Raw genomic sequence first — 12,472 nt, 5'->3', positions numbered from 1 at the left:
GTCCGACGACCGACTCCGGTCGGTCGGCGGGCGACCCCATCGACGCGATCTCCCGCGGGCGGTGTCACCCTGCCGAACATTCTGCGCCACAACCGAATACATAGCTAGCAACTACTTGCACACACGACATGCGCGACAAACGAAGGGAGGTTCGCATCATGTCTGCTTTCACCGAACTCCGCCTGGCGACCAAGCCCGCCAAGCGGTGGTTCCCCAAGATCTCCGTACCCATCGGGTACAAGGGACTCGAGTACCGCAATGGCGAACTCTCCCGGGAACTTTCGCCCGGCGAGTACCGCACGCGCAGGGGCGCGATGTACACGTTCGTCGACATGCGTGAACGGGTCATGACCCTCGCTCCGCAGGACATCCTGACCTCCGACTCCGTGTCGCTGCGCGTCACGATGGCCGTCCGCGCGTCTGTTGTCGACGGGGTCGCATTCACCGAGCGGGCCAGCGATCCGTGGGCGTCGGTCTATCTCGCCGCGCAGGTGGCGTTGCGTGAAGTCTGCGCAGCCGTGACCGTCGATGAGGTGATCACCCGAGCCGACACCGTCGACACCGGGTCGATCATCGCCGCGACGGCACGTGCTGGCCTCGCTGCGGGCATCGAGGTGCTCGACGTGGCGGTCAAGGACGTGATCCTGCCCACCGAGATCCGTTCGGCAGCAACCGAATTGGTCACTGCCAAGGCACGCGGGCTGGCCAAGTTGGAGACCGCGCGCGCAGAAACTGCTGCGCTGCGTTCGTTGGCCAACGCCGGTCGCGTGCTCGACGCCCACCCCGCACTGGCGCGCTTGCGTCTGGTGCAGGATGCGCCCTACGGCACCAAGTTCGTGGTGGCGCTCAGCGACGCCGAGCCCGGCGCCGACTGAGCCAGGACGATCCCAGGGAGACCCGTCAGTAGGGTGGCGGGTTTTCTTCGTTCCACTTTTCTTCGGCGCGTGTGACTTTGGCGCGTCGTTGGGCGTGGATGGTGTCGATGGAGCGGCGGGCGGGGTGATCTGGTGGCTTGTCGGGGATGAGTTTGGGGAACAGATCGAGTCCGCCGAAGGCGTTGCCGACAAAGGTGTGCCCGGTGGGGGACACGAAAATTGCTGTCTGCAGGTCGAGTTGGTAGTCACGCCAGCGGCCGAATGTTTTGGTGCGGTGATGAAATCGGCACAGCGGTTTGAGGTTTGCGCGCACGGTCAACCCGCCGCTGGATGGGTTGTGGTGGGCGTATGGGGTGCTGTGGTCGACGTCGGCGTGCCACACCGGGTTGGTGCACCCGGGGAAGGTGCAGCACAGTTCCCCCGAGCGGACCAGCGAGAGGAGTTTCTTGCTGGGCACGTAGCGCAAGGCGGCGCGGGCGGCCGCGGCGTGGTCGGGGTGGCGCGGGTCCAGAGCGCCGACGCCGACGCCCGTGTCGAGGTAGTCGAATGCTGCGTTAGCGGCGAGTTCGCGGACGGTGTCGGCGTCGATGACTCCGACACCGTCGAGGTAGCCGGGCTGATCGTCCTTACCGTCAAGGGTCGATTGATTCGCGACGACATGGATCATCGCGCGCGGCCCTACCGGCATTGGTGCTGGCGTCGGGTCGGAGTCTGAGTCAGCAGGTTCGGTGTTGGGGGTGGTGCAGGTGTCGCATCGGCAGGCGAGGGTCGTGTCGCCGTTGGCGAACGCGGTCAGGGCGTCGGCGCGACGTTGCGCGTGGGTGCGGGGGTCGGCGTCGTGAACACTGGTGGCGAGTTGGGTGAGGCGTTGGTCGATCAACACCCCGGAGGCGGCGGGCACGGTGCCGGTCAGTCGGGATTGGCCGGGAGTCCACCGATCGGGACGGACCTGGATGTTGCGGTCGGCGTCGATGCGGGCACGACGTCGCTTGACGGCGTCGGCATCGACGTGGGCGACAACCGAATCGACGAGCGCAGCAAACCGTGTCGTCGACAAATGATCACGTGCCGACAGTGCTGCGGTGCGGCAGGCGTCGACCTCGTCGATGGTGTCCGAGCCGCACAGGCTGGTGCGCGCCACAGCGATGTGGAACCGCTGCAAATCGATACGCCCAGACGCCAGTAGTGAGGAGGTGTACGGGAGTCGGTAGCGCAGGGCGTGGGCGTCGATGATCAACTCGCGTGCCCGACCCGGCGGGAGCGACAACACGGCGCCGACGTCGGCGATAGTGCGTTCCAGACCGTTCGGGCCGTACTGAGCGCGCGGGTCCTCACCCGAACGGCCGCGAGCAGCGAACTCGCGCAACTGTTCTGGTGAATCTGCTCGGCCGTCGGTGAGTTCGCCGATCTCGGCGCCGTAGTCTTCTTCGTGTTCCTCGTGGATGAGGCTGATCGCCGTCAACAGGCGGAACTGTGCAGAAGCAATGGTCGATGCGCAGTGCGCGATCACCTCGACCAGATCGGTTTTCGACAGGGATTCGTCCTCGACAACACGCGCGAGCACCGGCGGCTGCGACACGGGCACGCCTGTGGCGTCGGCCGCGCCGGCCGGGTCGGAGTAGCTCTCCAAGGACATACATCGAACATACAGACGAGGTCTGACAATTCTCGCCGCTCATCTGCGGCGGATGCCGGAGCCCACTTCCCTCAGCCGACTGTGCGCCCCATCCCGCCGACCGTGCGCTGAATCCCGCCGACTGGGTAGCGAACACAAAAGGTGGGGGAGGAAAGTTCCTCCCCCACCTCGTGTGGGTTACTTCAGACTCAGCCAGATCAGGGACCCGGCCAGATCAGAGAACTCAGTACTTCTCGCCCTTGGCGGCCTTCTCGACGAGCGAGGCAGGCGGCTCGAAGTGCGATCCGTACTTCTTGGCCAGGTCGCGCGAGCGGTCGACGAAGCCCTGCAGTCCACCCTCGTACTGGTTGATGTACTGAATCACGCCACCGGTCCACGCGGGGAAGCCGATGCCGAAGATCGAGCCGATGTTGGCGTCGGCGACGGAGTCGAGGACTCCCTCGTCGAAGCACTTCACGGTCTCGAGGGCCTCGGCGAAGAGCATGCGCTCCTGCATGTCCTCGAACGGGATCTCGGTGCTGCCCGACTTGAAGTGGTCGCGCAGTCCCGGCCACAGCCGGACACGCTTGCCGTTCTCGTCGTACTCGTAGAAGCCCGCGCCTTCCTTCTTGCCCGGACGACCCTCGTCGACCAGGTAGTCGATGACCTCGAAGGAGCCGTGCTGCGGCAGTTCCTTGCCCTCGGCCTTCGCGCCGTCCTCGCTGGACTTGCGGATCTTCTGCATCAGGACGAGGTTGAGCTCGTCGGACAGCTGCAGCGGTGCTGCCGGGTAGCCGGCCTGGGTGCCCGCGTGCTCGATGAACGCAGGCTCGATGCCCTCACCGACGGCGGCGATGGCCTCGTTGATGAACGTACCGATGACGCGGCTGGTGAAGAACCCGCGGCTGTCGTGAACGACGATCGGGGTCTTGCGGATCTGCAGCGTGTAGTCGATCACCTTGGCCAGCACAGCATCCGAGGTCTTCTCACCGCGGATGATCTCGACCAGCGGCATCTTGTCGACCGGCGAGAAGAAGTGGATTCCGATGAAGTCCTCGGAGCGCTTCACGCCCTCGGCGAGGATGGTGATCGGCAGCGTCGAGGTGTTCGAGCCGAGCACTGCGTCGGGTTCGACGACGTCCTCGATCTCCTGGAACACCTTGTTCTTCACCTCGACCGACTCGAAAGCGGCCTCGATGACCAGGTCGACGCCCTTGAAGTCGGCGGCATCGCCGGTCGGCTGAATCCGACCGAGCAGCGCGTCGCTCTTCTCCTGGGTGGTCTTGCCGCGGGAGAGTGCCTTCTCCTCGAGCTTGACCGCGTAGCCCTTGCCCTTCTCCGCGTTCTCCAGCGACACGTCCTTGAGGACGACGTCGATGCCGGCCTTGGCCGACACGTAAGCGATTGCGGCGCCCATCATTCCGGCACCGATCACGCCGACCTTCTTGGCCTGCCACTTCGGGTAGCCCTCGGGACGCGAGCCACCGTTGTTGATGGTCTGCAGGTCGAAGAAGAACGCCTTGATCATGTTCTGCGCGACCTGGCCGGTGACCAGCGAGACAAAGTAGCGGGTCTCGACGAGGTCGGCGGTGTCGACGTCGACGTAGGCACCTTCGATGGCAGCGGCCAGGATGGCACGTGGCGCAGGCATGTTCGCGCCCTTGATCTGCTTACGCAGCAGAGCGGGGAACGCCGGCAGGTTGGCTGCGACCGACGGGTTGGTCGGTGCACCACCGGGGATCTTGTAGCCCTTCTTGTCCCACGGCTGCTGTGCCTCGGGGTTCTCCTTGATCCACGCCTTCGCGGCGGGCAGGAGCTCCTCGACCGATCCGACGACCTCGTCGACCAGACCGGTCTCCTTGGCCTTGGTCGCGTTGAAGCGCGGACCCTGCAGCAGCACGCCCATCAGCGCGTTCTGCATGCCGAGCAGGCGAACGGTACGCACGACGCCGCCGCCACCGGGCAGCAGGCCGAGGGTGACCTCGGGCAGGCCGACGACGGCACCCTTCACGTCGGCGATGACGCGGTAGTGGGTGTGCAGCGCGAGTTCGAGGCCACCGCCGAGGGCAGCGCCGTTGATGGCCGCCACAACGGGCTTGCCCAGCTTCTCCAGGCGACGCAGCACGGTCTTCATGCCGTTGGTGCGCTCGGTGATCGACGCGGCGATCTCTTCCTTGGACTGCGTCCGCTCCGCGGTCATGTCCTTGAGGTCGCCACCCGCGAAGAAGGTCTTCTTCGCCGAGGTGATGACGACACCGGTGATGTCGTCCTTCTCGGCCTCGAGACGATCGACGGTAGCCGCGATCGAGGCGATGAACGTGTCGTTCATCGTGTTGGCGCCCTGCGCCTTGTCGTCCATGGTGAGGACGACAATGCCGTCGGCGTCCTTCTCCCAGCCAATCATGTTGTCACTCATTGCTTTTGAAAGTCCTTCTGTAGGTCAGAGACGCTCGATGACGGTCGCGACGCCCATGCCGCCGCCGATACACAGGGTGATCAGGCCGTAGCGGCCGCCGGTGCGCTCGAGCTCGTCGAGGCAGGTGCCGAAGATCATCGCGCCGGTTGCACCGAGCGGGTGACCCATGGCGATGGCGCCACCGTTGCGGTTGACCTTCTCGTGCGGGATGTTCAGGTCCTTCATCCACTTCAAGACGACGGCCGCGAACGCCTCGTTCAGCTCGAAGACGTCGATGTCGTCGACGGTCAGTCCGGCCTTCTTCAGCGCCAGCTCGGTGGCCGGGGTGGGACCGGTGAGCATGATGGTGGGCTCGGAACCGATCTCGGCGAAGGAGACGACACGACCGCGCGGGGTCAGACCGTTGCGCTTGCCTGCCTCTTCGCTACCGATGAGGACCAGCGACGCACCGTCGACGATGCCGGAGCTGTTGCCGCCGGTGTGAACGTGGTCGATCTTCTCGACGCTGTGGTACTTCTGCAGCGCGACGTCGTCGAAGCCTGCCATCTCGGCGAGCGCGGCGAACGCGGGCTTGAGCTTGCCGAGCGACTCGACGGTGGAACCCGGACGACGATGCTCGTCGTGATCGAGCACGATCACGCCGTTGATGTCACGAACCGGAACCACAGACTTGGCGAAGTATCCACCGTTCCAAGCGTTTTCGGCCCGCTCCTGCGACTCTGCTGCGAAGGCGTCTACGTCTTCGCGGCTGAATCCCTCGATCGTCGCGATGAGGTCGGCACCGATGCCCTGCGGCACGATGTAGTTGTCGTACGCGGTGGTCGGGTCCATGAAGAGTGCGCCGCCGTCGCTGCCCATCGGGACACGCGACATCGACTCGACGCCGCCGGCGAGCACGAGGTCGTCGAAGCCGGACGCGACCTTGGCCGCTGCGAGGTTGGTGGCTTCGAGGCCCGACGCGCAGAAGCGGTCGATCTGGGTGCCGGGGACGGTCTCGGGCAGGCCGCTGTTGAGAGCTGCGGTACGCGAGATGACGCCGCCCTGCTCGCCGACCGGCGAGACGACGCCGAGGATGACGTCGTTGATGTCGGCCGGGTCGAGGCTGCCGTGACGTGCGAGAACCTCGTTGATGAGGCCGGACGCGAGGTCGACGGGCTTGATGCTGTGCAGCGAGCCACCGCGCTGCTTGCCACGCGGCGTACGGATCGCCTCGTAGATGAATGCTTGATCAGGCACGAATGTTCCTTTCACATGAACCAGCGATGGTTACCCTACGAGGCTAACGCGGGATCACTTCTTTGGCTATAGCAGGTGGTCAACTAGTCGCGGAAGCGGACAGATCTGAGCTAAGGTCGATTAACAATGTCTACTCAGAAGCCACGCCGCTCACGGCCTGCCGACCGCAAACGGCAGTTGGTCGACCACGCCGCGGCACTGTTCCTCGATCGTGGCTACCCGCATGTCTCGGTTGCCGACATCGCCCGCGCCTCGGGCGTGACCGCGCCGTCGGTCTATCGACACTTCGACGACAAGCAGGCGTTGCTGTCCGCGGCCGTCCTCGCGGGCGTCGACGACCTCGAGGCATGCACCGACCGCACCCTCGGCGACGGTCAACGCCCCCTGAGTGAACTGATCAACGCGCTCTGCGACCTCGGCGTGCACCACCCCGAATCGGTGTCTTTGTGGCGGTGGACGAGCAACTATCTGTCGGAGGACCAGAACAAGCAGATGGTCCTGCGCACCCAGCAGGTCCTGGCACGCTGGGCGACTGCGATCGTCAGCGAGCGTCCCGGCCTGTCCGACCGCGAGGCCCGCTCACTGGGTTGGGCGGCATTGAGCGTCGCGGGCAGCCTCGCGGTACACAACTCGCGGATGTCGGCGGCCCGTGCGCGCGCCGAACTCGTCGTACTCACCGAGCGACTGCTCGACCTGCACCCCGCAACCGCACCCGACCTACCTGCCGAGCCCACCATCGCAGGCCTTTCGTCGTCGCGGCGTGACGAGATCCTCGACGCCGCGGCCGCGCTCTTCGCCGATCACGGATACGCCGACGTGGGAGTCGACGACATCGGCGCCGCCGTTGGAATCACCGGACCCAGTGTCTACAAACACTTTTCGTCGAAACTCGCCATCCTGCTCGGCATCGGCCAGCGCAGCGCCATGCGACTCGAGACCGGCGTCATGGCCGCGCAGTCGACGACCGCCGACCCCGCCAAACTCCTCGGGCTCCTCGTCGACTCCTACGTCACCGTGATCACGTCCACGCCCGACCTCTCCGTGGCGTTCAACAGCTCGGCGGTCTTCGCCGGGCAGGAGGCCGCGGCCGAGCTACTCGACGTCCAGCGCCGCTACGTCCGACGCTGGATCGATCTCCTCGGCCAGATCCAACCCGACGTTCGGCCCGATCAGCGCGCGGTCGCGGTGCACGCCGCGCTGTCGATCGTCAACGACGCCGTGCGTATGCGCCGCGGCACCGCCCGCCCCGACTTCGCCGCCGAGATGGCCTACCTGATGAAGGGCGTCCTGGGACTATGAGGTCGGCGAACCGCTACCGTTGACTCATGCACAGCAGCACGGCATGGGCGGGGGGCGTCCGTGAGTGACCAGGAACGTTCGGGACTGAGCGCTCCCGAGCCGCGATACACGCGCGACGAACTCGTGGAAGAGCTGGGACTCTCTCCCGAGTATGCCGAAAAGATCTGGAACGCTTTCGGTTTCGCGCGACAGTCGACACCCGACAAGATCTTCACGGCGGAAGAGGTGAAGGCACTCGGACTCTTTGCCGACTCTGAACACACCATGCCCGAGATCGCGCAGGTCGCCACCGCACGTGCGATCGGCCAGACGATGTCGCGCCTCGCCGAGTGGCAGGCCGACCAGTTGACCGAACTCGAACGCAATCCAGACGTTCCATGGACCCGCGATCAGATGGCGAATGCCTTGGGCGTGATGCAGCAGTTGATCTGGCGCAGGCATCTCGACATGTCCATGACCCGCGACGAATCCCGCGAATCCGACGAGCGGATGGAGCTCGTCGTCGGGTTCGCCGACATCGTCGGATACACCAGCCTGTCTCGACGTACCCCTCTCGACGAGCTCGAGCATCTACTCGAGACGTTCGAGGACCGCACCTTCGACGTCGTGGCCAGGTACCGCGGCCACGTCGTCAAAACCCTCGGCGACGGCGTGATGTTCACCTTCACCTCATCGGAGGCCGCCGCACAGGCAGCGCTTGCGATACACCACCTCAGCGACGACAAACCCATCCCGGCACTGCGCGTGGGACTTGCGCGCGGGCAGATACTCTCCCGCCTCGGCGATGTCTTCGGTGAGCCCGTGAACATCGCGGCACGCCTGTGCGGTTCGGCCCGACCGGGCACGACTCTGATCAGCGAGCCGGTGGCCGACGATCTCGCCGATGATGACCGCTTCTACGTGCGGTCGATCTCCCCGCTGTCGGTCCGCGGCTACCGACGCCTACGTGCAAAGGTGTTGGACGCCAATAAGTATTACGAATCGGACGCCAAGTCAGGAGATCAGGCCGAGTCAGGAGACGAGGCCGAGTCCGGGGCTGAGTCCACATCCGACGGCTCGGCCGAAGACGTCGCCTCGTAGACGCGCACCTCATTCGCCTTGATGACCAGATAGACCTCGCGGCCGGCACCGAGTGCGAGATCTCCGACGGCTCCCCATGTCACCTCCGCCGAGATCACCTGCCCGGCAACGTCGCAGCGCACGATCGCGTGATCGCCCTGGGGCATGACCTCCGAGACCGTTCCGCTCAAGACCGTGCGCGGACTTCCCTGCGGCGCATCGAGATACAGCGCCACCGCACGCGGTGAGAAGGTGGCCACCGCCCCGACACCCGGCCTGCTCGCGTCTGCCGACACGCCCGTTACGCTGCCGCCGTCGACTCCGATGACGGTTGCGGGCGCCTGAAAGGTTCCGACGAACATGTTGAGACCCGTGAGCGCGGCGGCGAACGCTGTCTCCGGACGCCGCAACACCTCTCGTGTCGGACCACGACCGACGACCCGGCCATGCTCGATGATCACGACATCGTCGGCGAGTGCGACAGCGTCGACGAGGTCGTGTGTGACGAGCACCGTGCAGCCCTTCCGCTCGGTGATCAGCGACCGCAACAGCGTGCGCATCTGTTGTGCCACATCCACATCGAGCGCAGCGAAGGGCTCGTCGAGGAGTAGTACGTCGGGCTCGGTCGCGAGAGCGCGTGCGATCGCGACGCGCTGTGACTGTCCACCCGACAGTTGTTTCGGGGAACGGTCGGCGAACTCGGCGACACCGACCGCGGCGAGCCATCGTTCGGTACGGGCCGCAACCTCTTTCCGCGACAAACCCGCGGACTCCGGCCCGAATGCGACGTTGCGCGCGACGCTCATGTGGGGGAACAGGCGTGGTTGCTGAGCGAGCAGCACCACCGACCGGCGATGCGGTGGCACAAAGCTCTTCCCGTCCTGCAGACTGCGGCCGTCGTAGTCGACCGTCGAGTCGTCGGTGCGGCGCAGCCCTGCCAGCACGGCGAGGGTGGTGCTCTTACCCGATCCGTTGGGTCCGAGTATCGCGCAGGTCTCCCCATCCGCGACGTCGAGGTCGATCTCGAGAAACGGCGTCGCACAACGGATCGACGCCCGCAGGCCGCTCACGCACCCACCGCCGGGGTCCGTCGTAGATGCACAGCGACGACGACGATCAGCGCGACAGCCATGAGCACCAGAGACAGCGGGAGAGCCTCGATCGGATCGTTGATCGAGTCGAGGTAGATCTTCAGTGGTGCCGTCTGAGTGGTTCCCGGCAGGTTACCCGCGAAGGTGATGGTCGCGCCGAACTCGCCGAGAGCTCGCGCAAAGGCCAGTACCGCACCTGCTGTCAGCGCCGGAAAGACCAGCGGCAGTGTGACTTTCCACAGAGTCCTGGTCGGGCTCGCACCGAGCGTCGCTGCGACCTGTTCGTAGTCTGCTCCGGCCGACCGCAACGCGCCCTCGACGCTCAGGACAAGGAACGGCATTGCGACAAACGTCTGCGCGACAACCACACCGGCCGTGGTGAACGCCAACTGGATGCCCGCCCGGTCCAGATACTGACCGACGATTCCGTAGCGGCCGAGTGCGTACAGCAGGGCGATACCACCGACCACCGGTGGCAACACCAAGGGCAGCAACACCATTGCGCGCAGCACGCGGACAGCGGCCCCCTGAAACCGAGCGAAGACGAAGGCGATCGGCACACCGAGGAGCACGCATATCAGAGTGCTTGTCACCGCGGTGAGCACGCCGAGCCGCAGAGCGTCGAGAGATGCCTGCGAGGTGATGGAGCCCCAGAAGTCCCCCCACGGCATCCGTACGATGATCGCGAGCGGACCGATCAGGATGAAGCAGATTCCGAGGATGGCGGGGACATACAGCCACAGCGGAATCCGACGCATGGCTTGCTCAGGAGGTCGCGGGCTTGAAGCCTGCGGCAGCCAGGATCTCCTGACCCGTCTGACCCGTCACCATGTCCTTGAACTGTGCCGCCTGCTCGGAATGCTTGGTGCCCTTGACCGTTGCGATCGGATACTTGTTGACCACCGTGGCGAAGGCCGGATCGTCGACGGTGGAAACCTTGTCACCAGCCGACTTCGCGTCCGTCACGTACACGAGACCGGCGTCGGCCTCACCGGAGGTCACCTTCGTCAGCACGGAGGTCACCGACGTTTCCTGACTCACCGGCGACAGCTCGACACCCGTGTTCTTCTCGACCGTCACCGTCGCCGCCCCGCACGGGACCTCCGGCGCACAGACGACCGTCTTCACGTCGGCATTCTTCAGACTCGCGAATCCGTTGATCTGCTTCGGATTTCCCGGCGCCGTGGCGATCACCAACGTATTGGTGGCGAAGATCGCCGGGTCGACCGCCTTGTCGCCGAGCTTCTGCATCGTCCGCTCATCCGCGGTGGCGATCACGTCGGCGTCAGCGCCCTGGTTGATCTGGGTGACCAACGCCGACGACCCCGCGAAGTTGAGCTTCACGTCGACGTCGGAATGTGCCTTCTCGAACGCGTCGGCCAGCTCGGTGAAGGTCTTCTTCAACGACGCCGCGGCGTACACGTTGAGAGTTACCTTCTGCCCGTTCGCACTCGAAGAAGCACTGCCCGACGAATTGCTGTCCGACGAACACCCGGCGACGGCGGCGATCACGGCGATGAGCGCCGCGCAGACAGCGAGTAGACGGCGAACCGGTACAGGACGAGACGACCCAGCACGAGATGACACAGCAGTTCTCACTTCTCTCCCGCGCACGCGGGTCACTTGTTCGGATCGGGACGTTCGACGATCACCGTCGTCGCTTTGACCACCGCGGTGGCGACGACGCCGGGCTCGAGTTGGAGTTCGCGCGCGGCCTCGGCACTCATCAACGACGTGACCTCGAACGGCCCGCACTGCAGAGTCACCTGAGCCATCACGGTGTCGACGATCAGCTCCGTCACGAGACCGGTGAACCTGTTGCGCGCCGACCGAAGGACGCCGGTGCCGTCGTCATCGGGTACGCGCGACCTGCGACGCGCAAGCTCTGCAAGGCCTACGCCGTCGACGGTCGCGACAGCCTCGCCTCCGCCCGGCTCGAGCTCACCGGAGGCCAGCCAGCGTCGAATGGTGTCGTCGCTGACCCCGAGTAGCGTCGCGGCATCGCGCACTTTGATCGCCGTCACCTGAGCGAGTTTAACCGCATTAGCGGAGAAGTGGGCTATTGATCCACGCACTTGAGGATCGACCGATGAGTTTCGGTGCCCGCCCGAGTCGACACCCGTAGGCCGTTCACACCACCCGGCCCCGAAAACTCAGTCGCCGATGTCCGACTCGCCCGATACCGTGAGGAACCATGAGCCAGCCAGCACCCCCAGCCTCCGCAGGCCCGCGCCCCACCGCCCCCGACGCCGTCCTCGATCTCGCCGTCGAGGCCACCAATCTCGTCAAACGCTTCGACGACTTCACCGCCGTCGACGACGTCAGCTTCAGCGTGCCCACGGGCTCGGTTCTCGGTCTGCTCGGTCCCAACGGCGCAGGCAAGACGACGATCGTGCGGATGATGACGACACTCTCGCTTCCGACGAGCGGCACCGCCCGCATCGCCGGATTCGACGTCCGCACCGACCCCGAGATGGTGCGCCGCAACATGGGGCTCACCGGTCAGGCCGCCACGGTCGACGAGATCCTCACCGGCCGCGAGAATCTGCGGATGGTCGGCGGCCTGTACGGCATCACCCGAAAGGCGTTGGCAGCACGCACCGATGAACTCCTCGAACAGTTCTCGCTGACCGACGCCGCCGACAAACAGGTCCGCGCCTACTCCGGCGGCATGCGCCGACGTCTCGACCTCGCCGTCAGCCTGCTCGCCGCGCCCCCGGTCCTGTTCCTCGACGAGCCGACGACGGGCCTCGACCCACGCAGCCGCGCCGAGCTCTGGGACGTTCTCCGACGCCTGGTGGCGGGTGGCACCACACTGGTGCTCACCACGCAGTATCTCGAAGAAGCCGACCAACTCGCCGACAACATCGTCGTCATCGAC

Annotated in this window: 11 protein-coding genes; 4 read left to right on the top strand and 7 right to left on the bottom strand. The window is 65.6% G+C overall.

What is annotated here, in order from left to right:
* Positions 1–158 precede the first annotated feature (158 nt).
* Complete coding sequence (locus tag ABW18_RS17805) at positions 159–875, top strand: slipin family protein (protein ID WP_049700339.1); 717 nt, start codon at positions 159–161, stop codon at positions 873–875.
* Between the two features lie 25 nt (positions 876–900).
* Here the strand turns inward: ABW18_RS17805 and ABW18_RS17800 are convergent, their stop codons facing one another.
* From ABW18_RS17800 to ABW18_RS17790, 3 genes are all read right to left on the bottom strand, one after another.
* Entirely contained in the window at positions 901–2,511 is a 1,611-nt protein-coding gene (locus ABW18_RS17800; protein ID WP_049700338.1) for an HNH endonuclease signature motif containing protein, read from the bottom strand.
* Positions 2,512–2,734: 223 nt separating this feature from the next.
* A complete protein-coding gene (locus ABW18_RS17795; protein ID WP_049700337.1) occupies positions 2,735–4,906 on the bottom strand; it encodes a 3-hydroxyacyl-CoA dehydrogenase NAD-binding domain-containing protein in 2,172 nt (723 codons plus the stop codon).
* 24 nt (positions 4,907–4,930) lie between these two features.
* On the bottom strand, positions 4,931–6,142 hold the full coding sequence (locus ABW18_RS17790) for an acetyl-CoA C-acetyltransferase (RefSeq protein ID WP_039856095.1): 1,212 nt from the start codon (positions 6,140–6,142) through the stop codon (positions 4,931–4,933).
* A 126-nt stretch (positions 6,143–6,268) separates the two neighbouring features.
* Between ABW18_RS17790 and ABW18_RS17785 the strand changes: the two genes are divergently transcribed.
* Positions 6,269–7,441 carry a TetR/AcrR family transcriptional regulator gene (locus ABW18_RS17785; RefSeq protein ID WP_049700336.1) on the top strand — a complete coding sequence of 391 codons (1,173 nt, stop codon included), beginning with the start codon at positions 6,269–6,271 and terminating at the stop codon, positions 7,439–7,441.
* Positions 7,442–7,501: 60 nt separating this feature from the next.
* On the top strand, positions 7,502–8,521 hold the full coding sequence (locus ABW18_RS17780; RefSeq protein ID WP_083444446.1) for an adenylate/guanylate cyclase domain-containing protein: 1,020 nt from the start codon (positions 7,502–7,504) through the stop codon (positions 8,519–8,521).
* Here ABW18_RS17780 and ABW18_RS17775 read toward each other — a convergent pair.
* The 4 genes from ABW18_RS17775 to ABW18_RS17760 are packed head-to-tail and all read right to left on the bottom strand — an operon-like array spanning position 8,443 to position 11,615.
* Positions 8,443–9,570 (bottom strand): sulfate/molybdate ABC transporter ATP-binding protein, encoded by a 1,128-nt coding sequence (locus tag ABW18_RS17775; protein WP_049700335.1) that lies wholly within the window; start codon positions 9,568–9,570, stop codon positions 8,443–8,445. The genes ABW18_RS17780 and ABW18_RS17775 overlap by 79 nt on opposite strands.
* The gene (locus ABW18_RS17770) at positions 9,567–10,349 is read right to left on the bottom strand and encodes an ABC transporter permease (RefSeq protein WP_049700334.1); all 783 of its coding nucleotides are present in this window, start codon (positions 10,347–10,349) and stop codon (positions 9,567–9,569) included. Before ABW18_RS17770 ends, ABW18_RS17775 begins: the two co-directional genes overlap by 4 nt.
* 7 nt (positions 10,350–10,356) lie before the next feature.
* Entirely contained in the window at positions 10,357–11,178 is an 822-nt protein-coding gene (modA, locus tag ABW18_RS17765; protein WP_049700333.1) for a molybdate ABC transporter substrate-binding protein, read from the bottom strand.
* A gap of 32 nt (positions 11,179–11,210) precedes the next feature.
* A complete protein-coding gene (locus ABW18_RS17760) occupies positions 11,211–11,615 on the bottom strand; it encodes a TOBE domain-containing protein (RefSeq protein ID WP_049700332.1) in 405 nt (134 codons plus the stop codon).
* Between the two features lie 170 nt (positions 11,616–11,785).
* Here ABW18_RS17760 and ABW18_RS17755 point away from each other — a divergent pair.
* Positions 11,786–12,472 (top strand): ABC transporter ATP-binding protein (locus tag ABW18_RS17755; RefSeq protein WP_049700331.1); only part of this gene is annotated, 687 nt, incomplete at its 3' end.

It is taken from the genome of Gordonia jacobaea, assembly GCF_001186365.1.
In the GTDB taxonomy this organism is placed as follows: domain Bacteria; phylum Actinomycetota; class Actinomycetes; order Mycobacteriales; family Mycobacteriaceae; genus Gordonia; species Gordonia jacobaea.
The sequence above is the reverse complement of the archived record's forward strand: the minus strand, read 5'-3'. Positions and strand labels throughout refer to the sequence as shown.